At 63.2% G+C, this 16,846-nt stretch carries 25 protein-coding genes, 1 tRNA gene and 1 pseudogene; 10 read left to right on the top strand and 17 right to left on the bottom strand.

Annotated features, from left to right (window positions below):
- Positions 1-140: 140 nt before the first annotated feature.
- Positions 141-2,129 carry an AI-2E family transporter gene (locus EN851_RS30200; protein ID WP_135930634.1) on the top strand — a complete coding sequence of 663 codons (1,989 nt, stop codon included), beginning with the start codon at positions 141-143 and terminating at the stop codon, positions 2,127-2,129.
- A 39-nt stretch (positions 2,130-2,168) separates the two neighbouring features.
- Here EN851_RS30200 and EN851_RS30195 read toward each other — a convergent pair whose 3' ends face one another.
- Together EN851_RS30195 and EN851_RS30190 are read right to left on the bottom strand one after the other, a co-directional pair.
- Complete coding sequence (locus EN851_RS30195) at positions 2,169-2,354, bottom strand: hypothetical protein (protein WP_127870383.1); 186 nt, start codon at positions 2,352-2,354, stop codon at positions 2,169-2,171.
- Positions 2,355-2,444: 90 nt separating this feature from the next.
- Entirely contained in the window at positions 2,445-2,753 is a 309-nt protein-coding gene (locus tag EN851_RS30190) for a hypothetical protein (protein ID WP_127870384.1), read from the bottom strand.
- 271 nt (positions 2,754-3,024) lie between these two features.
- On the opposite strand from EN851_RS30190, the gene EN851_RS30185 reads away from it, so the two are divergent.
- Positions 3,025-3,270, top strand: a complete 246-nt coding sequence (locus EN851_RS30185; protein ID WP_127277998.1) for a hypothetical protein — start codon at positions 3,025-3,027, stop codon at positions 3,268-3,270.
- 96 nt (positions 3,271-3,366) lie between these two features.
- Complete coding sequence (locus EN851_RS30180; RefSeq protein WP_245464335.1) at positions 3,367-4,428, top strand: PAS domain S-box protein; 1,062 nt, start codon at positions 3,367-3,369, stop codon at positions 4,426-4,428.
- A gap of 125 nt (positions 4,429-4,553) precedes the next feature.
- Here EN851_RS30180 and EN851_RS30175 read toward each other — a convergent pair whose 3' ends face one another.
- From EN851_RS30175 to EN851_RS30155, 5 genes are all read right to left on the bottom strand, one after another.
- On the bottom strand, positions 4,554-4,787 hold the full coding sequence (locus EN851_RS30175; protein ID WP_135930633.1) for a DUF378 domain-containing protein: 234 nt from the start codon (positions 4,785-4,787) through the stop codon (positions 4,554-4,556).
- A 148-nt stretch (positions 4,788-4,935) separates the two neighbouring features.
- Positions 4,936-5,205, bottom strand: coding sequence for a DUF982 domain-containing protein (locus tag EN851_RS30170; protein WP_245511705.1), 270 nt, complete (start codon positions 5,203-5,205; stop codon positions 4,936-4,938).
- Positions 5,206-5,290: 85 nt separating this feature from the next.
- Positions 5,291-5,497 carry a hypothetical protein gene (locus EN851_RS30165; RefSeq protein ID WP_127870386.1) on the bottom strand — a complete coding sequence of 69 codons (207 nt, stop codon included), beginning with the start codon at positions 5,495-5,497 and terminating at the stop codon, positions 5,291-5,293.
- 138 nt (positions 5,498-5,635) lie between these two features.
- Positions 5,636-5,923, bottom strand: coding sequence for a hypothetical protein (locus tag EN851_RS30160; RefSeq protein WP_127870387.1), 288 nt, complete (start codon positions 5,921-5,923; stop codon positions 5,636-5,638).
- A gap of 923 nt (positions 5,924-6,846) precedes the next feature.
- A complete protein-coding gene (locus EN851_RS30155; RefSeq protein ID WP_135916728.1) occupies positions 6,847-7,221 on the bottom strand; it encodes a hypothetical protein in 375 nt (124 codons plus the stop codon).
- Between the two features lie 75 nt (positions 7,222-7,296).
- Here EN851_RS30155 and EN851_RS30150 point away from each other — a divergent pair, with 75 nt between their 5' ends.
- Positions 7,297-7,566 carry a hypothetical protein gene (locus EN851_RS30150; RefSeq protein WP_127279763.1) on the top strand — a complete coding sequence of 90 codons (270 nt, stop codon included), beginning with the start codon at positions 7,297-7,299 and terminating at the stop codon, positions 7,564-7,566.
- An 814-nt stretch (positions 7,567-8,380) separates the two neighbouring features.
- Here EN851_RS30150 and EN851_RS30145 read toward each other — a convergent pair.
- The 4 genes from EN851_RS30145 to EN851_RS30130 form a co-directional block, all read right to left on the bottom strand.
- Positions 8,381-8,584 carry a CsbD family protein gene (locus EN851_RS30145; RefSeq protein WP_127279764.1) on the bottom strand — a complete coding sequence of 68 codons (204 nt, stop codon included), beginning with the start codon at positions 8,582-8,584 and terminating at the stop codon, positions 8,381-8,383.
- A 138-nt stretch (positions 8,585-8,722) separates the two neighbouring features.
- Positions 8,723-8,796: transfer RNA gene (locus EN851_RS30140), tRNA-Gln, on the bottom strand.
- A gap of 55 nt (positions 8,797-8,851) precedes the next feature.
- Positions 8,852-9,148, bottom strand: coding sequence for a hypothetical protein (locus tag EN851_RS30135; protein ID WP_135882017.1), 297 nt, complete (start codon positions 9,146-9,148; stop codon positions 8,852-8,854).
- A gap of 361 nt (positions 9,149-9,509) precedes the next feature.
- Positions 9,510-10,418 (bottom strand): alpha/beta hydrolase, encoded by a 909-nt coding sequence (locus EN851_RS30130; RefSeq protein ID WP_135930632.1) that lies wholly within the window; start codon positions 10,416-10,418, stop codon positions 9,510-9,512.
- 345 nt (positions 10,419-10,763) lie between these two features.
- On the opposite strand from EN851_RS30130, the gene EN851_RS30125 reads away from it, so the two are divergent.
- Together EN851_RS30125 and EN851_RS37765 are read left to right on the top strand one after the other, a co-directional pair.
- Positions 10,764-11,060: a hypothetical protein gene (locus EN851_RS30125; protein ID WP_127279767.1), complete on the top strand. Its 297-nt coding sequence runs from the start codon at positions 10,764-10,766 to the stop codon at positions 11,058-11,060.
- Between the two features lie 91 nt (positions 11,061-11,151).
- The gene (locus EN851_RS37765) at positions 11,152-11,286 is read left to right on the top strand and encodes a hypothetical protein (RefSeq protein ID WP_281041107.1); all 135 of its coding nucleotides are present in this window, start codon (positions 11,152-11,154) and stop codon (positions 11,284-11,286) included.
- A gap of 64 nt (positions 11,287-11,350) precedes the next feature.
- On the opposite strand, the gene EN851_RS30120 is transcribed toward EN851_RS37765, so the two are convergent.
- The 4 genes from EN851_RS30120 to EN851_RS30105 all read right to left on the bottom strand — a co-directional run bounded on the left by EN851_RS30120 (position 11,351) and on the right by EN851_RS30105 (position 12,839).
- Positions 11,351-11,596 carry a DUF982 domain-containing protein gene (locus tag EN851_RS30120; RefSeq protein WP_135866170.1) on the bottom strand — a complete coding sequence of 82 codons (246 nt, stop codon included), beginning with the start codon at positions 11,594-11,596 and terminating at the stop codon, positions 11,351-11,353.
- Between the two features lie 11 nt (positions 11,597-11,607).
- Positions 11,608-11,844, bottom strand: coding sequence for a DUF982 domain-containing protein (locus EN851_RS30115; protein ID WP_127279401.1), 237 nt, complete (start codon positions 11,842-11,844; stop codon positions 11,608-11,610).
- 127 nt (positions 11,845-11,971) lie between these two features.
- Entirely contained in the window at positions 11,972-12,415 is a 444-nt protein-coding gene (locus tag EN851_RS30110; protein ID WP_127870391.1) for a GFA family protein, read from the bottom strand.
- A 244-nt stretch (positions 12,416-12,659) separates the two neighbouring features.
- Entirely contained in the window at positions 12,660-12,839 is a 180-nt protein-coding gene (locus tag EN851_RS30105; RefSeq protein WP_015317039.1) for a DUF3606 domain-containing protein, read from the bottom strand.
- Between the two features lie 635 nt (positions 12,840-13,474).
- Here EN851_RS30105 and EN851_RS30100 point away from each other — a divergent pair.
- Positions 13,475-13,903: a DoxX family protein gene (locus EN851_RS30100; RefSeq protein ID WP_127279403.1), complete on the top strand. Its 429-nt coding sequence runs from the start codon at positions 13,475-13,477 to the stop codon at positions 13,901-13,903.
- A 31-nt stretch (positions 13,904-13,934) separates the two neighbouring features.
- Here the strand turns inward: EN851_RS30100 and EN851_RS30095 are convergent, their stop codons facing one another.
- Together EN851_RS30095 and EN851_RS30090 are read right to left on the bottom strand one after the other, a co-directional pair.
- Complete coding sequence (locus EN851_RS30095; RefSeq protein WP_127279404.1) at positions 13,935-14,240, bottom strand: hypothetical protein; 306 nt, start codon at positions 14,238-14,240, stop codon at positions 13,935-13,937.
- Between the two features lie 79 nt (positions 14,241-14,319).
- Positions 14,320-14,589 (bottom strand): hypothetical protein, encoded by a 270-nt coding sequence (locus EN851_RS30090; RefSeq protein ID WP_127279405.1) that lies wholly within the window; start codon positions 14,587-14,589, stop codon positions 14,320-14,322.
- 486 nt (positions 14,590-15,075) lie between these two features.
- Between EN851_RS30090 and EN851_RS30080 the strand changes: the two genes are divergently transcribed.
- From EN851_RS30080 to EN851_RS30070, 3 genes and pseudogenes are all read left to right on the top strand, one after another.
- On the top strand, positions 15,076-15,438 hold the full coding sequence (locus tag EN851_RS30080; protein ID WP_135930631.1) for a hypothetical protein: 363 nt from the start codon (positions 15,076-15,078) through the stop codon (positions 15,436-15,438).
- A gap of 4 nt (positions 15,439-15,442) precedes the next feature.
- Positions 15,443-15,838, top strand: coding sequence for a hypothetical protein (locus EN851_RS30075; protein WP_135930630.1), 396 nt, complete (start codon positions 15,443-15,445; stop codon positions 15,836-15,838).
- Positions 15,795-16,454, top strand: a pseudogene (locus EN851_RS30070) (terminase family protein); the annotation flags it as partial. The gene EN851_RS30075 and the pseudogene EN851_RS30070, both read left to right, overlap by 44 nt.
- Positions 16,455-16,846: the final 392 nt, after the last annotated feature.

Raw genomic sequence — 16,846 nt, 5'->3', positions numbered from 1 at the left:
CGTCGGAAGGCCGGTGCGCCCTTTCAGCACGGTCGCCACGCCGGATAAACTGCGCCTTGAACGACGTGTGTTTCACCTCTGGCTAATGTTGTACGCCGGCTCTATATGCCCGATCATGGAGCCGGCAGGAGGGACAGGGAATGGCGGCCAATCGTCGAAACGGGATGGCATCGCCGCCTCATGGATTGGAGGATATTCTTTCGCCCGCCGCCCCACACCCTCGAACGTCATTGCCCAATGTGGCCACCATCGTCACCACGGTGGCGGCGCTCTATTTCGGGCGTGAGGTTTTCCTGCCGATAGCAATCGCGCTGTTGCTGACTTTCGCGCTCGCCCCTCTTGTGTCCGCGCTCAAACGGGCCGGTATTCCCCGGATTGCCGCCGTCATCGTCAGCGTTTTGGGGGCGTTCGCCGCCCTTGCCCTGTTCAGCTTCATTCTCGCCACGCAGGTCAGCGAACTGGCGCAGAACATCCCGGTCTACCAGACCAACATCCTGACCAAGATCCGCTCGCTCAAGGAGACCGGAGTCGGCGGAGGGATCATTGCCAGGTTGGGCAAGGTTGTCGAACGTGTCGGCCAGGAGATCGACAGGCAGGAGACGTCGCCGCCGGCCGCCACCCCGGAAAAGCCGCCGCGTGAGCCGGTGCCGGTCGAGATCGTCTCGCGCGAAAGGCCGCTGGAGGTCCTGCAGAACATAGTCGGGCCGCTGATCAGCCCGCTCGGATCGGCCGGGCTGATCATCGTGGTCGTCATCTTCATGCTGCTCGAGCGAGAGGACTTGCGCGACCGCTTCATCCGGCTTGTCGGTTATGGCGACCTTCACCGCACCACCGAGGCGCTTCAGGATGCCGGCAAGCGTGTTGGCCGGTACCTGCTGATGCAACTGGTCGTCAACATTTTGTACGCGATACCGATAGCGATCGGGTTGTGGATCCTCGGCATTCCAAATGCCTTGCTATGGGGATTGCTCGCGTTAGCCCTGCGGTTTGTTCCTTACATCGGGCCTGCCATAGGCATGCTGCTGCCGCTGTTCCTGGCGCTGGCCGTGGCGCCAGGCTGGTCGCTCGTGCTGTGGACAGCCGCCCTGTTCGTGGTGATGGAACTGGTTACCGGCAATGTCGTCGAACCCTGGCTTTATGGTTCGCGAACCGGGCTGTCATCCCTCGCCATCATCGTAGCGGCCATCTTCTGGACGTGGCTCTGGGGGCCGCTTGGGCTGGTCCTGTCGACACCGCTCACCGTGTGCCTGGTGGTGCTGGGCAGGCACGTGCCGCAGTTCGAGTTCCTCGATGTGCTCTTCGGCAACGAGCCTGTGCTCGAACCCCATGCGCGCCTCTACCAGCGTCTGCTGGCCGGTGATCCGGACGAAGCCACGGACCACGCCGAAGAGATGCTGGAAGAGAAATATCTGGTCGATTTCTACGACAAGGTCGCTATTCCCGCACTTCTGCTGGGTGAGCAGGACCGCGCGCGCGGTGTCATGGGCGATCAGCAAAGGCGGCAGTTGGCGGCCAGTGCGCAGGCGCTGGTGGCAAACCTCGACGAAAGTGCGCAGGAGGAAGCGGATGAGGAGGATGGCACGCTCGTGGCCGCGGAGGCGAGCGACGACGGTGAGACCGCCGGCGAGGAGGAGGCCGACCTGCCCGACGGCACGGATATGTCGGTGCTTTGCGCTGGCGGGCGTGGCGAGCTTGACGACGCCGCAGCAGCCATGCTGGCCCAGGTCCTGGAAGTCCAGGGCACGACGGTCTCGAAGGCAGGCTTTGCAGACATGGAACCGGGAGGTATTCGCCGCCTCGAACTCGACACCGTCGACACGGTCGTGGTTGGCTTCCTGAACGCGGATTCCATCAAGCACGCCCGGTTTCTGGTTCGCCGGCTAAAGCGTACGAAGGCAGCGCTGCGGGTGGGAATCGTGTTCTGGTCGGAGACCGGAAATGAGGACAAGGACGCAGCCGTCAAACTGGCCCAGGACATCAACGCGGATTTCGTGGCGCATGGCATGATGGATGCAGTGGTGGGCGCACTGTCGAACGAGCCGCCGGTCGCCCTGAAGCTCGTTGCCAAACGCCGCATGCGGCGTCAGCGGGCCACCCCAAGAAAGGCCTCGGCCACCGCTGCGAGCTAGGGCAATTCCCGGAAAAGTGTGTAGGGGTTTCGCGGTCGTTTACATATTTGAAGCAACGTCGCGGGAGGAGGGCGGCTTGGGCTTGTGGGCTGGCCGCATCTTCGCGGTCTGGTGGGGAAGGCGGGAAACAGGTTTGACCGGATTTCCACCGACCGGTGCCTGAACCTTGCGGCGCCGGAGCCAGTTGGAAGACAGTTCGGCAAGCAGACTGCGCAGGGTCTTCACAACATTCTCCTCCGTCGGGCGATGCAGTAACCTCCAGAGACCGGACTTGTTCCACTGCGCTTGGAGCCGTGGCGGTCCGCAGGCTTTTCACTATTGCATCGAGGCTGACCGAGGAAGATTGAACGGCATGACCGCACTCTCCTCGCCATTGTCGACGAGCCCGTTCCCACTCGCAGCCAAGCCGTTGCCCAGAGCGTCGAATTCGATTGCCGCGCCAAGCACCTGGGCAGCGTGCAGGACAAGGTATTCGACGTCCTCGAGGGCGACATTCTCGGCCAGGTTTCGCACCCTGATCTGTTCCGCCACCGCGCTGATGTTGACGATGCCTGCCATCTCAAAGGCCCTCTGGACCGCCGAATTGACGTCGTCCAGCAACCGCGAAGAGTATTCGTACCGCATTTAAACCTCCCTTGGAGGGCTTGTTTCTATCCATGTCGCAGCATGCGCCAGGTGGACGCGGATGACAAGCGAATTCTCAGAAATATTTGAATAAAATCAATAAGTTAGCATAGTGATGCAAGTGGGGGTCCGACGTCTTATTCTCATCATGGGTTAGATGCGCCGTTCCCCCACTGGCGGCACTTGACGCATTATGAGGCAAACCCTATTTATTAGCTGAACGAGGTAGATACTAACTCGACACATTCTCAGCTCCAGCGAGGAAGCTTAGATGGCTGACCTGGAACGTCCGGAACGGCTGCAGATCATGCTCACCGTTGACGAATTGATGGCCCTGGAAAACTGGCGCTTCGAAAAGCGCATGCCGAGCCGCTCCGCCGCGGTGAGGGAGCTGTTGCGCCGGGGTCTGGCCTCCGATGGCTTCCTCGCCGCCGGGCAAGGGACCAAATCGCAGGAATTCGGCGTGCTGGCGCCCGAGGTCGATGGCAGAAGGCCAAACGGCGGGACAGCTGAGTAAGCCGGGAGCTGCGGATTCCTTAATTCCGTCAGGGGGGTGATTGCCTCGATTGGTTTGCGGGCTAGTTAGGTGGCCATGACGGAATTCCTGGCGGCGATGAGTGATGTTGAAGACAAGGGACGATTGGGCGCGAGCGCCGATGCGCGGCTGGCGGCGATTGTCGATTCCTCTTTCGATGCGATCATCAGCAAGGATCTGACCAGCGTCATCACAAGCTGGAACCTCGCTGCTGAACGCATGTTCGGCTACAGCCCCGAGGAAGCGGTGGGGCAGTCCATCCTTATGCTGATACCCGACCACCTCAAGGGCGAAGAGACGGAGATCATCAGCCGGGTTCGCAGCGGCGATCGCGTGGCGAGCTATGAGACGACCAGAAGGCGCAAGGATGGCTCGCTCATTGCCGTTTCGCTGACGGTTTCGCCAGTCAGGAACGGCGTAGGCGAGATCATCGGCGCTTCGCAGATCGCCCGCGACATCTCCGCCGCCAAGGAGAGCGAGCGCCGCATCAGGCTGTTGATGCGCGAGGTCAACCATCGCGTCAAGAACCAGTTCGCGGTCATCCTGTCGATGGTCAGGGAGACGAGCAAGCGCTCGAGCGACCCGCAAGAGTTCGAGGAACTGATACGCGCCCGCATCATGGCGCTGTCGCGCTCGCATGATCTGCTCGTCACCTCGGAGTGGGCGGGAGCGAGCCTCTTCGACCTGATCCAGGAGCATCTGAAGCCCTTCGGCCGCGAGGAGCAGATCCTGCTTTCCGGGCCGGTCCTGACGCTGCAGTCGAACGCGGTGCAGAACCTCGGCATGGCCTTCCACGAGCTCGGCACGAACTCGTCCAAATATGGCGCCCTGTCCAGTGATGCCGGCCGGGTCGAGATCACCTGGACGATAGGCTCTAGCGCCTTGGGCGAGCGTGAATTCCAGTTGACCTGGGAGGAGACATCGAAGCCTCGTCCCGGCGACCGGCGCGACGAGACCACGCGCAAGGGGTTCGGCACCGTCGTGCTGCAGCGTGTGGCGCCGCAGTCGCTGGGTGGCTCAGCCGTTCTGGAACGGTCGCCCGGCCATTTGAAATGGCGACTGAGCGCGCCCCTGGCCTCCATCATCGTGGCGCAAGCCGGTACCGAGCCCATCGCCGATGCGGCGGGTTTGGGTATTTAGATTCGAGATTTCAATAGGTTGTCCGTTCGATCCTGAACGAGGAAGCTTGGTTGCCGCCGGGCAGGTGCGCGTAGAAATAGCGGTCATGGTGGGGCGGCGGGGGACCCCGCCGCCCGTTTTACCGGTCACGGATGATGATGGATATGCCTTTCGGCATCGACTTCGCCAACCGTGAAGCTCTGGAAGCCCGGCATGAGCTGCCATATGGCGGCAAGACCGATGACCGTATAGGCGAGGCGGGCCAAGGTGACTCCTCCAAGGGCCGTGCCGATCACGTCATAGCCCGTTACGCCCATGGCCAGCCAGTTGAGACCACCAAGGATGATAAGGGCGAGGGTGACGAAGTTCATGATGCGCATAAACGCCTCCTGATGTTGCCTGAACAAACGCCGGAAGAAAAACGCCTGTGGTTTCAGGAGGTTCCGTCAATCACGGAATTGTGAACGGTGGTAACGAGCGTGAGCGGTGGTTGGGCGCGAAATCAGGCCGGGTTGCGGGGCCTGGAGCCTATTCGACCAGGACGTGCGCCTCGCGCGCGGCCTCGACAAAGGCCTCCCTCGCGATATCCGGGGAAACGTCGCCACTCGTGGCGCGACGGCAGGCGCGTAGCGCCGACTGATGTTTCAGGCTGCCGGCATCGCGCCAATGTGTCGTGAGGAGTTCGATGGCCTGTTGTGTGTTGGACAGGTTGCGGGTGGCTCCGGTGACGCCGACCGAAACCACGACGGGCTTGGAGAACCACGCGGTTTGCATTGGAACCTCGACCATGTTGCGCATGGAACGCGCGTGGCCGCGCGAGGTTTCATATCAGCCGATCACTGTCGCGTGAGGCTCGGCCCGGCATCTCCCGGCAAAACAAGGCCTAGAGGATGTTGGTCGTCACCTCGACGATGATCGCGGCGCCTTCCAGGCCGCCGTTGGGCACATGCACGACACGCGAGACCCGCAAATCCTGCGGGCTTCCGTCGACCGACAGGGAAACACTCTCTCCAATGCGCGGCACGGCCTGGAAGGTGGCGTTGGTGGCGTCCGGCCGGTTGTCGATGGATATGCGGCAATTGACGGTCATGGAATGTCTCCTGTGGCTGGCGGTGCCCGGTCGTCAACGCGGGGTCCGTGAAATGGTTTCAGGAGGGCCGGGGCAAACCGAGTGACCTGCCCGATGTCCGCCTGGCGGCCAACGGGCGGTCCGACGGCTTCCAGGCTTCTAGTTGGCTCTCGGAACGAAGTAGTTGGTGGTGACCGCATCGCGGCCCATCCCACGCGTGACTTGAACCGTGGCATAGCCTTCCGGGGGAATCGAGCCGGTCGCCGTCCGGTCGACCTGCTTGCATCGGCCGACCATTTCGCCGCCCGGCCACGGTGCCAATCTGACTGCAAGGGCCGCTTGGCATTCCTCGAGCGAGGAATAGGCGACGGGCTGCGACTCCATGGGCCGGCAGAGCGATGCGTTGCATGAAAGCATGATCATCACCGCCGCGGTTGCCGGATCCATGAAACTCTCCTGTTGGCCGACAACGTGCAACGGGACGCAAGGTTTCATGCCGGGGATCGAGCACCGCCCCGTGGGCATTCGGCTGCGCTTCTTCCAAAGGTATTCGACGCCCGTAATCGAAACTGCTTGGCCAGGGAAGCGACCGCGCTTAAAGGCCCGGCCCGGTCCGCGCCTTTGGGTTGACCAAACGCCGGAACATCAAAGGCCAAACGAGGATATCGTCCAAGCGTTCTGGTACCCGAGGCGCGGCTTGGTATTCGCTGCGTCGGTCTGGGTCGACGTTGCTGTTCCGGTTGCGGTGCAATCCAATTTTGCCGCCACTGCCGCCTTGATCGATAGACCAGCGCATGTGTTCGCAGCAGTGACTTTTGCCTTCTTTTCGTGCGCCGCAGCGACACTTGAACCGGCGAGGACAAGCGCCAGGCAAACGAGAGCCATTTTCATTAGAGCCACCTATTTTAGTGTGATCTAAATTAAAGTTAACGTAACGTTAACTGGCCGTCAATCGCGACGGGGTCCAGGGCGGAAGTCGCCGTCCTCCTGCCATTCTGAATTGTTCATCCAAGGCCCCAGGCGCCCGCCTGGGGCTGGACTACGGAGGCACGATGACTTGGATTTCCGGTGCGAGCGGTCCTAGCAGGCAGGGCACCGGCCGACATCCTACCTGTATCCCGATTGGCCGATCGGTAGCGGATCTGAAGCGATCCGGCCTGATTCCGTTCAGAGAGTTCGCTTGCGGTTTTCTGCCTGGTTCCCGTTCATGGACCCGAACCACATCCCCGATCGCATGTCGTCACGGGGGTTTTAAGGACTACCGGCAGCCGGGCCAAGCTGGAGTTCCTCCCGGCGGCTTACGATGCTCAGCACAAATGCCGTTTGCTGGTTTATCCCGCCCAGCGCGGACACACTCTCAGGTCCAGATACTAGCCTAAGCCGCGAAGCGCTGCAGCGCTCGCTACATTGGAAAGAATTTCACGGGATCGCTCTATAAGCCTACGGTTCCCCTCGATGACTTCCTGAGTTTCCTTGATGCGACGCTCCGTTTCATCCAAGCGGTCAACCAGCTTTTTGGTGTCATCGATGTGTTGCATGACAATGGCCACCTTATCATGATCCGCGTCCTCCCGGCTCAACAACTCGCGCGGGATGGAAGTTGTTCCCTGATTGGCCCATGAGCCGGAGGCTTGCGTGGCGGTTGATCCACGGAGGAATGTTTGCGTCAGCCGAGGAGGCGGCGACATGAAGGCCGAGGCAAAGCGATTTTCTTGAGCATGCGTCAGAACGTTGTTGATGGCCACCGGCTCCGCCCTTGCCAAGTCAATCAATAGGAATATATTCCTCGCGCGGCGATTTCTGCAATCTGAGGCCGCACCATGTCCAAAACCATTGCCGATGCCATTCGCAACCGCGAGACGTTCTACGTCACCTGCGGGCATCCGATGTGCAATCATTCCCTCCAGATCGACTTGCAAGCGCTGGGCGCCCGCCTGGGGCTCGACCACGGCGCCATGCATAACGACTTGGTGAAAGTGTTCCGGTGCGATCTGTGCAAGCGTGCAGGCAGGGGTCAGCGGCCGGTGTTCTTCACCTGCATCCCTGATTATGGCGCGATCGATCGGCGGAGGAACAGTAGCAAAGACTGACTGGCGGTCTTGGCCGAGTGCTCCGCTGGCGGGCTACAGTTTTACGCTTCGCGGTTCGTATGATCGGGGGGCCGGGGATGCGGCGGCTCGGCGCCGGAGTTTGGAGGGGAGCGCCGAGCCTAGCCGGCCGGTACCTGTGGGGGGCCACGGGGTCCTGCCGGGCTGGGCCGACTATGCCCCGCCTTCCAATAAGAACGAAGTCATCCGAAAGGAGGTGTCCTTGCGCGACATTGGCCGCGTCATTCCCCGTCCGCAACCAACCCTGCCGCCACCCGTTGACCCTATGCTGGGTAGATCCCTAGCACTTCTGTCTCTTTCCGCCGGTTTCGCCCGGCGGGCTTTTTCATGCCTGGAACATTCTTTGGAGGCGGGCGTTAATCATATCGTGGTCGATTCTTTAGGATGTAGCCACGCCCAGGGCCCGTCGCGGGGGGGGCCACGCGGCGGGCCTTTCATTTAAGGCAAGGAAATTCAATAACGCTGGCCAACGGCTCGTGGCCTGGCTTTTCGAGCCAGAAGAGCTGACGCAAATCGCGTTGGTCGGCCGGCTGGCCGCGGCTTAGTCTCCAGATGGTGACGACGTGGTTTGCCAGGCTTTGTTGCATGAGTATGGAGTTTCGAAAGTTGGAACTATTTTAGCGCACGCTGATTGAATCATCGGCAGCCGGGGTCGACTGCTGACCAACGTCCCTCCAAGACCTTTGGTCGGCCCGCGTCAGAGTTGGGTGGCGCGGGCCATCGCTTTCGGAGGCCGGGGAAGGTTGCGCGAGTCCCGTGCATGCCGAAGACGAAGGCTGGATTCACGGTGCCTTTCCTACCAGCCCTGCCTGCTATACCAGTCATCGATATCCCGACGGGCGCGATCCTTTTCGATGCCGTAGCGCTCCTGGATCTTGCCTTCGAGCTGATCGCGTTTGCCGGCGATGCGATCGAGATCATCGTCGGTGAGTTTTCCCCACTGTTCTTTGACCTTGCCCTTCACTTGCTTCCAGTTTCCCTCGACGCGATTCCAGTCCATGACAACCTCCTTCGTTCGAAAAAGGCGCAACGTCGTCGTGTCGAGGAAGTTCCCAAAAGGCCATCTGTGGCGGCCTTCGGGGGATCGATGCATATTCGACGATACGTCAAAAATTGCGTCTAAGTCATTGGTTTTTTTTGGTTCCCGCTCATGGGCTCGAACCACGATTCACGCCTTCAAAGGGCGCTGTCCTACCATTAGACGAAGCGGGAAAGGCGGGACGTTATGGCGTCCTTGCGGCTTGCCGTCAATTCGGACCGCCGGCCGTCAATTCGGGAAATCGACGCCCGGGTCCTGGCAGCGATGGACCGGGCAGCTACCGTCGCGGGACGGGATATAGGCCGACATCGGGACGTCAGGCCAGTCGCACTCGTTGCCGAACTGCCTGACATAGCGGTCATAGGTGTTGCGGCCGGTGGTCAGCACCACGGCGCGATGGCTCTGGATCATGGCGCGAATCTCGCCGCAACTCATGGAGCGGCTGTCGGGACGGGCATCGGCCAGGCCGGTCGTCGCGAGCACGGCGCCGATGGCCATCAACAGGGTCAGAACGCGAGCGGACATGAGGGTTCTCTTTGGTTTGACTGAATTGCACATGCGGCCGGTCCGGATTGGCGCTGGAATGGCCGCTTGCATTGTCGCACACAACCGCTTTCGTGTCTGTTGGGTTCCGCGCAACCAAATCGGGCGTCGCGCATTGCTGGGCATGGACGGCAGGAAACCCTACGAGACACCGCAATGGTGGCCCGGAAACGAGGGCCGTGAGGCGATGTGCTGTTCCTTCTGCGGCGGCCGCGACCTTCGTTTCGAGGAGTGTCCGCGAAGATCCGATCCTTTCCGGCCTGGTGAACCCGACGGCGACGATACAGCGGAGCAATCAGTCGGCTGATCCGAGGTGACTGGCAGTGGCTAACCGGGGCGGTGGCTAACCGGCACCGGCCTTGACCTCGCCGAAGAAATCGATCAGCGCGCCAGCCGTTTGCCCGGGCATTTCCTCGGGGAAGAAATGCCCGCCTGACATCGCGCGGCCACGCACGTCATCAGCCCAGTTCCGCCATAGCGCCAGCGGCCCACCTTCGCCGGCATACCATTGGGCGAGCGCGCCTTGCCCGCTCCACAGTGCCAGCACCGGGCAGGCGATGCGCCGGCCGGCGGCTTTGTCCGCCCGGTCGTGTTCGCGGTCGAGCGTTGCCGCCGCCCGGTATTCCTCGCAGATCGCGTGGATGTGGGCGGGGTCGCGCAAGGCATCGACATAGGCCTGGCGGATGCCGGCCGGAAAGACATCGGACGACGAACCCCAGCCGCCCAGCGCATTGTCGACGATGGCGTCTGGGGCGCCAGCCAGGATCTTTTCCGGCAAGGGCGCGGGCTGCGCGAGCAGGGACCACGGCCAGTAGCCGAGGGCCAGCCGGGCATCGGCCCGGTCCCAGGCATCGGCCGTGGGCACGATGTCGAGCACGGCGAGTTTTTTGATCCGGTCGGGGTGGTCGAGCGCCAGGCGGTAGGCGACACGCCCGCCGCGATCATGGCCGGCGACCATGAAGCTGGTAAAGCCGAGTTCCGCCATCATCGCCACCATGTCGGATGCCATGGCCCGCTTGGCATAGGGCGCGTGATCGGCGCTCGATGCCGGGCAGGCGCTGCGGCCATAGCCGCGCAGGTCGGCGCAGATGACGGTGAAACGTTCGGCGAGCGCCGGCGCAACGTCGCGCCACATCAGATGGGTCTGCGGAAAGCCGTGCAGCAAAAGCACCGCCGGTCCGCCACCGGAGCGGCGCACGAAGATGCTGGCGTCCCCGATGTCGACGTCGATAGGCTGGAAATGCTCGAACATGGCTGGCCTCCGGCACAGGCAACGGCTGGAGAATGGAGTTGGTTGCAGCGCCTTTTATGCAAGCGCCGGCTCTTTGCGCCGCGAAGGTGGCTCGCCGGCGCGATCGGCGTCGCCCGCGGCCTTGGCCTCTGGCCGGGTTCGCCATGCTGATCGTGCTGATCGTGGCAGGGCTGCTGCACCGCCTCGAACCCAGGGCCGGCCTTGGAGTGAGGGCGACAGACAGCCGCTCCGGCCCCAGAGGCAGGCCCTCTTCGCCAACCCATTGGGCCAACCTTTCGGGCCGACGGGCGTTGTCCCAGTGAAGGGAAGGCCGCCGCGGGCGGCTGTTCAACGAAGGAGGCCGAGATGAAAGCTCTCGCCATAGCATCATGCGCCACGATGCTGGCCGTGGCGATGCCGGCCGCGGCACAGACGGCTCAGCAGATACCGAACCAGCAGGGCGACAAATGCCGGGTGCAGACGGATCAAGGCGGCAAGCAGCAGTCCGGCAGCGGCGACCTGAGCGAAAAGCTCAGTGATTGCGGCGGCGTGTTGAAGCCGCCGGCTACCGGCGACCAAGGTATGGCCGCGCCGGCGCCCGATGAAGGCAACACACCGGTAATCAAGCCTGGCGAAGTGCCGCCCCAGCCGCCGAAGCAGTAGAGTTGGTTAGACGACATTGCAGTGCCTGCAGCGGAACCTCGCGAACCAGGAAACGTTTCTATGACAAGACGGACCTGGGAAGGATGGGATCGTGAGAGATGTTGCCGGCACCGCTACGTTGCTTGCCTCTATTGCTGTTGTGATCGTCCTGATGCTGATGGCGCCGAAGAGCTTCGGCTTCGAGAGTTCCCACCCGATCGTCAACGGCGATCTGCCCACCCAATGATCGAAAATGGGTCCAAAAAAAGCAGGCGAGTTCGCCTGCTTTTTGTTTGGGCATTTGCCTTGGCCTATCGGACCAGAAGGCCGGCGTGATCGCACAGCGCGGTAAAGGCCTCCTGTGCCTGTGCCGCGCCTTCATTGTTGGTTAGCGCCGCCTCGATCTTCTCGCGCGCGGCCTGGTAGAAAGGGCCGCGCTTGGCATGCGGCCAGTCGATGAGGACTTCACTGGCGTCCTGGAGCGTGGCCACCTCACGGATCGTGTCCGATCCATGCGGCTTGACCCGCAGCGGTGTCGACAGCATCAAATCGGCCATTGGTTTTCCCGCTATTGGAGGATGCGCGCTTCACGCGCGGCGTCGATCATCGCCCGCATCGCCTTTTCCGGCGGCGTCCAGCCATCCAGGGCATCGCGGCAGCTGCGCAGTGCCGCCCGGTACCGCCGGCCCCGGCCGGCCGGCCAGTCACCAAGGCATTCCAGACCTTCCCAGGCGCTGCGCACCACGCGCTCCCGTTCCGGGGCGAACTTCAGGCGGATCGGTCGGGGAAACATCTTGTCGTTCAACGGTCGTCTCCATGAATCGCATGGCGGTCAAAACCGGGGGCGAGCCGACATGCACAGAGGAAGCGCCGGATAACGTGGCCGACAGGGCAGGGTTCCAGGTCCGGACGATCAATTTTCAAGCTTGCGCTCAATCGCTCGCGACGGCGTCCGACAAGGCTCTCGGCGCTGGCAGATCCGCGCCCTCTGCCAGCGGCCGGTCATGCTCGAACTGCTCGGCGTCGGGCAAGGCATGCAGCCAGGTTTCGCGCCGGCCGGTCCACAATTCATATTGCGGTTCAAGGTCCGTCGGCGCGACGTCGAGACTGCCGAGCATCACCTCGGCCTCGTTGTCGTCGACCCAGGCGACGCGGCTGCCGCAGGTCGGGCAAAAGCTGCGTGTGCCGTAGCTGGCCACTTCGCCCGATGTCTCGAAGGCATCGCGCGGCCAGATGGCAAAGGCGGAATAGACCGAACCGCTCGCCTTGCGGCAGTCCTTGCAGTGGCAAAGGCCAACCCGCGACGGCTGGCCGGTGACGACGAAATGCACGCCGCCGCACAGGCAGCTACCGGTCCTGCGTGTTGTCTCGGACATGGTTGCGGCCCTCCGTTTTCGCCACCCTGGCTGTCAGCCATACGGCTGTGCAGCCGATGCTTCGTCAGTTTGGCATGCCACGGGCCGGGCGGGACAGATGCTCGTCTGCCATTTCGTTGGCCAGGATGAGAAACCGGGAAAAAGACATCCTGTTCACCGTACCGCCGGGCCCGGTTGACGCGGCCCGCAGCAATCTTCAACGCCATCCAGGTGAAATGGTTGCCGCCTTGCGGGCCGCGTTCTTCTATCCGCGCGCGGCCATGTGGTTGTCGAGCTTCTTGCGCGAGGGGCCATAGCGCTTGATGATGGTCTGCGCCTCGCTCTGCGGAATGCCGTATTTGCGCGCGAAGGCGGCGACCTCATAGGTCTCCTCGCTCGAGACCAGCTTGCGGTCCTGCTTGGTCTTCGATTTGTCGTCGGGCATGGCTGGCCTCACTTTCTGTAAGCCGCATGGTTGCGCGGACGTCTAGATGTCGCGGTCAGACATAACACGGATCGGTCATGCTGGTTCCATGGCGGATGGCGGCGACGGCCGGGCACTTGCGGCCGGCCCCGGTTCAGGCCGATGGAAAGGCCGGGTCGGCGCCGTGGCCGTCAGTCGCGCCGCATTCGGCGCAGGGCGCGCTGGCGCCGGGGCAGCCGCGGTAATGCGTGCCGGCGGGACAGCAAAGGCCGTTTGAACTCGTCCAGCGCGGGCACTGGAAAACCTGTCCTGTGCCGCCGCAGCCATCGCACTCCAACACCGGTGACCGGACCAGATAGGACTTCGTTCCCAACCTGACGCTTGCGCCCAAAACTCGACCCACCCCAAAATCAGTGCACAGGACACGCCGTGCATTAGCCCCAGCTAACAATATCACGTTGCCGGTTACGGACAAGTTTCAGGATCGTTAATTGTTCGTCAACGCCCGGCGCATGTTGTGGCGGCTGACGACCGGCGCCCTGCGCGTGCTCCGAAATCGGAGAGAAAAAAATCGCCGACTCATGAAAAATCGCTGGCCCATGTCGGATCCGCGCGTGGCGGCGCGTCCTTGGGGCTGATGAAGCTGGAGAACAACCATGTCGTCGCAAATCGCACAATCGCCGTGGCAGACCGCGGCCCTCCTCGTTGCCCGGCTGATCTTCGCCGCCGTCTTCCTGATGGCGGTGACCTTCAAATTCATGGGCATGGAGGCCACGGCGGGCTATATCGCGGCCGCCGGTTTCCCGTTCCCGCTCTTCCTCGCCTGGTGCGCGGCGATCCTGGAGGTTGCGCTGGTGCTGTGTCTGCTGAGCGGCGCCTTCTTCACGCAGGCCGCCCTGGTCGCCGCCGCCTATGTGCTGTTCCTGGCCTTTGCCTTCCACGGACCCAGCCACTGGTCAGGCAACCAGGCCGAATTCGGCTTCTTCGTCGACCATTTTTCATTCCTGGCCGGGCTGCTGTTCGCGGCGGTCCATGGACCGGGGAGGATTCTGGCGCTGAACCTGGGATGGCCGGGCAGGGCATAAGCAGCCCGCCCGGCAAGGCGCGAAGAGGACCCTACATCTGGTCGTTATAAGGCTCCTTCATCTGGCCGACCATGCGGGCCAGCTTCGAGAAGGACGGCATGTCCGCCTCCGGCTGGCACTGGTTGGCGAGTTCCAGCAGCCGGATCGGGAAGTTGACGGCGTCGCGGCTCGACGCCGACATGCCTCCTGATCGCTCCTCGCCGGTTTCGGAGGCCTCGGCCTTGCGCAGCGCAATGTCGATCTCCTCCGCTGTCAGCACGCCCTTCTTGACCAGGACGTGGTTGATCGAGGCGACGGCCATCAGCAGGCCTTCGAGTTGCAGGTTGGCGACGTTCATGGACTGCTCCCTCCATTGATCGCAGTGGAAACGCGTCAGCGGCGTTTCCGATCCCAGGACGCTGGCCGGCCGGACGCGTCTACTCCTGCGTCAGGCGCTCGCCATATTCGCGCCACACCGCCTTGACCTCGAGGCTGCCGAGGCGCGGGATCGAGGGGTCGCCGCAGTCTATGGCGACGGTGCTGATGTCGTAGTTGGGGTAAGCGTGGGCGACGAAGCGGATCGCTTCGCCAAGCGAGTGCACCCGGATGATCGGATCCGCCTGGCCCTGGCCAGTGCTGCGCACACCGGAAACCGTGGCCGGAGCGTGCCGCATCCTGAAGACGGATGCCATGGCTGGTCTGTCCATCGTCCTCTCCTAAAAGGCCGTGCGACGGGAATCATTCCATGAGCTGCCGCTGATGATTTCACAGGAGCCGGCTGTTGAAAAGCCTGATGAATGTCAGGGCCGCGGTCATGCCCCTTCCAGCAAAATATGAATTTTTTCCTAGAAGCTCGTTGACCGGGTGAGGGCAGCCATGCTACATATTTGTCCATGGTGCTGATTTGCGCCATCGACCCGCCGCCGAGGCGGGTTTTGTTTTTTGGCGCCATGCCAGGAACGCCGCTGCGATTGCAAATCTGAATGCTGGCGGGACAGCGCCCCCCTCTGTCCTGCCGGACATCTCCCCCACATGGAGGGAGATCGGCAGCTTTGGCGCTCCGCCACTCCATCAGACGTTGGAAATTGGCGAAAGCCGAGATGACAGCCAATCTCCCCCCTCGTGGGGGAGATGTCCGGCAGGACAGAGGGGGGCGCCATAGAGCGCTACCTCCGCGAGATGCGAGAAATCCCATGCCCCGCTATGCCACAATCATCACCGGCGATGACGGCCTTGAGGTCGTCAGCGCCATCGGCGAATTCGACGGCGTGGCGCCGCAGGCGCGGCTCGGCCGTGTCGAGGCGGTGGCGCCCGGCGTGCTGATCGGGATGGTGCGGGACGCCAGCGGTGGGTTTTGTTTTCCGCGGGCCGGCATCGACAGCCGCGCTGTCGGCCTCGCCATGGCGAAGCTCAAGGCTCAGGCCGGGGCGGCAAAACCCGCCGCAAGGCCGAAGCGTGGCAAGCGGGCCGGGAAGAAAACCGTTCGCTCGAAGAAGGCGGTCCGGCGAAGCAGATCGGAGCCGCCCAAGGCGGCGGCCGGCGATGCCTTGGGGTAGGTCGATGGCTGACGAAACCGACGCCGTGCCGAAGCGCCGCAAGGCAAGGCCGGCGAGGCGCAAAGCCGCCGCCAGCCCGGCAGCGGCGAAGGCGCCCCGCCCGAAGCGGACGAAGAAGACGCTGGGCGACGATTTTCTCGCCGCCGTGCGGGCCGATTTCCGGGCGCATGGCGCCGGCGTCCTGGCCGAGGTGCGGGCCGACAAGCCGGATCAGTATCTGAAGATCGTGCTTTCGGTGCTGCCAAGGGATTTCAATGTCGCCATCAACCATCTGGACGCACTGAGCGATGAAGAGATCCGCAGCCGAATCCGCAGCCTCGAAACCGTCCTCAGGCCGTTCCTCGACGACCCCGCCGATGGCCGCGAAGACGGAATATCTGGCGCTGCTGGCGGAACTTGACCGCCGAAGACGCGGCAACCAGTTGGCGGTGTACAAACCGTATCAGCGCCAGGCGGAGTTTCACGCGGCTGGAGCGGTCAACCGCGAGCGGCTGTTCATGGCCGGCAACCAGCTCGGCAAGACCCGCGCGGGCGGCGCCGAATGGGCCATGCACCTCACCGGCCGCTATCCCGCGTGGTGGCAAGGCAAGGTTTTCGACACGCCGGTGCGGCTATGGGCCGCCGGCGTCACCGGCGAGGGCACGCGCGACAACCCGCAGCGCGTGCTGGTCGGCCCGCCGCAGCAGCAGGCGGCATGGGGCACCGGCATGATCCCGGCCGACGCGATCGCCGACGCCATCATGGGACGCGGCGCGCCCGGTGCGCTCGACAGCGTCGTGGTGCGCCATGGCGGCGGCGGCGACCGACAGGCCGGCGAGAGCGTGCTGTCGTTCAAGAGCTTCGAGAAAGGCCGCGAGAAATGGCAGGGCGAGACGCTGCACGGCGTCTGGTTCGACGAGGAACCGCCGCTCGACATCTATTCCGAGGGCCTGACCCGCACCAACGCCACCGGCGGCATCACCATCGTCACCTTCACGCCGCTGCTGGGGATGAGCGATGTGGTGCTGCTGTTCCTGTCGGCGGGGGAGGTGGAGGGGATGGGGTGAGCAGCCGGTTCGCGTAAGCGAATTCATCGTGCCGATGGCACGATGAAAGGCCGGCGAACGCCGGGACGCTGCAGAGCAGCGGGGACCCGGCCGGGTCCGCTCAGGACTTGGGTTCCTCGCCCCCGCAAAGCGCGGGAGAGGTGGCCGCGCAGCGGTCGGAGAGGGGGCTTCGTAGGGCGCCCGCTCAACCAGGTCGGCGCCATGCCCCTCTCCGTCTCGGCTTCGCCGAGCCACCTTGTATCTACACGAGAGAGATTTCGTGGGATTGAAGCGATTGAGCCAAGGTCCGGGCGGCCGCCCGGACCTTGGCTTGGCGAAGTCGCCCGTACCACCTGAGGTTACAGCCGCGGGAGAGCTTGGGA

It is taken from the genome of Mesorhizobium sp. M8A.F.Ca.ET.208.01.1.1, assembly GCF_004791315.1.
Classification (GTDB): Bacteria; Pseudomonadota; Alphaproteobacteria; order Rhizobiales; family Rhizobiaceae; genus Mesorhizobium.
The sequence above is the reverse complement of the archived record's forward strand: the minus strand, read 5'-3'. Positions and strand labels throughout refer to the sequence as shown.

What these genes read in the sequence shown, in the direction of transcription:
- EN851_RS30200 (WP_135930634.1), top strand. Translation starts at nt 141, where the DNA reads ATGGCGGCCAATCGTCGAAACGGGATGGCATCGCCGCCTCATGGATTG.
- EN851_RS30190 (WP_127870384.1), bottom strand. Translation starts at nt 2,753, where the DNA reads ATGCGGTACGAATACTCTTCGCGGTTGCTGGACGACGTCAATTCGGCG.
- EN851_RS30185 (WP_127277998.1), top strand. Translation starts at nt 3,025, where the DNA reads ATGGCTGACCTGGAACGTCCGGAACGGCTGCAGATCATGCTCACCGTT.
- EN851_RS30180 (WP_245464335.1), top strand. Translation starts at nt 3,367, where the DNA reads ATGAGTGATGTTGAAGACAAGGGACGATTGGGCGCGAGCGCCGATGCG.
- EN851_RS30175 (WP_135930633.1), bottom strand. Translation starts at nt 4,787, where the DNA reads ATGCGCATCATGAACTTCGTCACCCTCGCCCTTATCATCCTTGGTGGT.
- EN851_RS30170 (WP_245511705.1), bottom strand. Translation starts at nt 5,205, where the DNA reads ATGCGCAACATGGTCGAGGTTCCAATGCAAACCGCGTGGTTCTCCAAG.
- EN851_RS30165 (WP_127870386.1), bottom strand. Translation starts at nt 5,497, where the DNA reads ATGACCGTCAATTGCCGCATATCCATCGACAACCGGCCGGACGCCACC.
- EN851_RS30160 (WP_127870387.1), bottom strand. Translation starts at nt 5,923, where the DNA reads ATGGATCCGGCAACCGCGGCGGTGATGATCATGCTTTCATGCAACGCA.
- EN851_RS30150 (WP_127279763.1), top strand. Translation starts at nt 7,297, where the DNA reads ATGTCCAAAACCATTGCCGATGCCATTCGCAACCGCGAGACGTTCTAC.
- EN851_RS30145 (WP_127279764.1), bottom strand. Translation starts at nt 8,584, where the DNA reads ATGGACTGGAATCGCGTCGAGGGAAACTGGAAGCAAGTGAAGGGCAAG.
- EN851_RS30135 (WP_135882017.1), bottom strand. Translation starts at nt 9,148, where the DNA reads ATGTCCGCTCGCGTTCTGACCCTGTTGATGGCCATCGGCGCCGTGCTC.
- EN851_RS30130 (WP_135930632.1), bottom strand. Translation starts at nt 10,418, where the DNA reads ATGTTCGAGCATTTCCAGCCTATCGACGTCGACATCGGGGACGCCAGC.
- EN851_RS30125 (WP_127279767.1), top strand. Translation starts at nt 10,764, where the DNA reads ATGAAAGCTCTCGCCATAGCATCATGCGCCACGATGCTGGCCGTGGCG.
- EN851_RS30120 (WP_135866170.1), bottom strand. Translation starts at nt 11,596, where the DNA reads ATGGCCGATTTGATGCTGTCGACACCGCTGCGGGTCAAGCCGCATGGA.
- EN851_RS30110 (WP_127870391.1), bottom strand. Translation starts at nt 12,415, where the DNA reads ATGTCCGAGACAACACGCAGGACCGGTAGCTGCCTGTGCGGCGGCGTG.
- EN851_RS30105 (WP_015317039.1), bottom strand. Translation starts at nt 12,839, where the DNA reads ATGCCCGACGACAAATCGAAGACCAAGCAGGACCGCAAGCTGGTCTCG.
- EN851_RS30100 (WP_127279403.1), top strand. Translation starts at nt 13,475, where the DNA reads ATGTCGTCGCAAATCGCACAATCGCCGTGGCAGACCGCGGCCCTCCTC.
- EN851_RS30095 (WP_127279404.1), bottom strand. Translation starts at nt 14,240, where the DNA reads ATGAACGTCGCCAACCTGCAACTCGAAGGCCTGCTGATGGCCGTCGCC.
- EN851_RS30090 (WP_127279405.1), bottom strand. Translation starts at nt 14,589, where the DNA reads ATGGACAGACCAGCCATGGCATCCGTCTTCAGGATGCGGCACGCTCCG.
- EN851_RS30080 (WP_135930631.1), top strand. Translation starts at nt 15,076, where the DNA reads ATGCCCCGCTATGCCACAATCATCACCGGCGATGACGGCCTTGAGGTC.
- EN851_RS30075 (WP_135930630.1), top strand. Translation starts at nt 15,443, where the DNA reads ATGGCTGACGAAACCGACGCCGTGCCGAAGCGCCGCAAGGCAAGGCCG.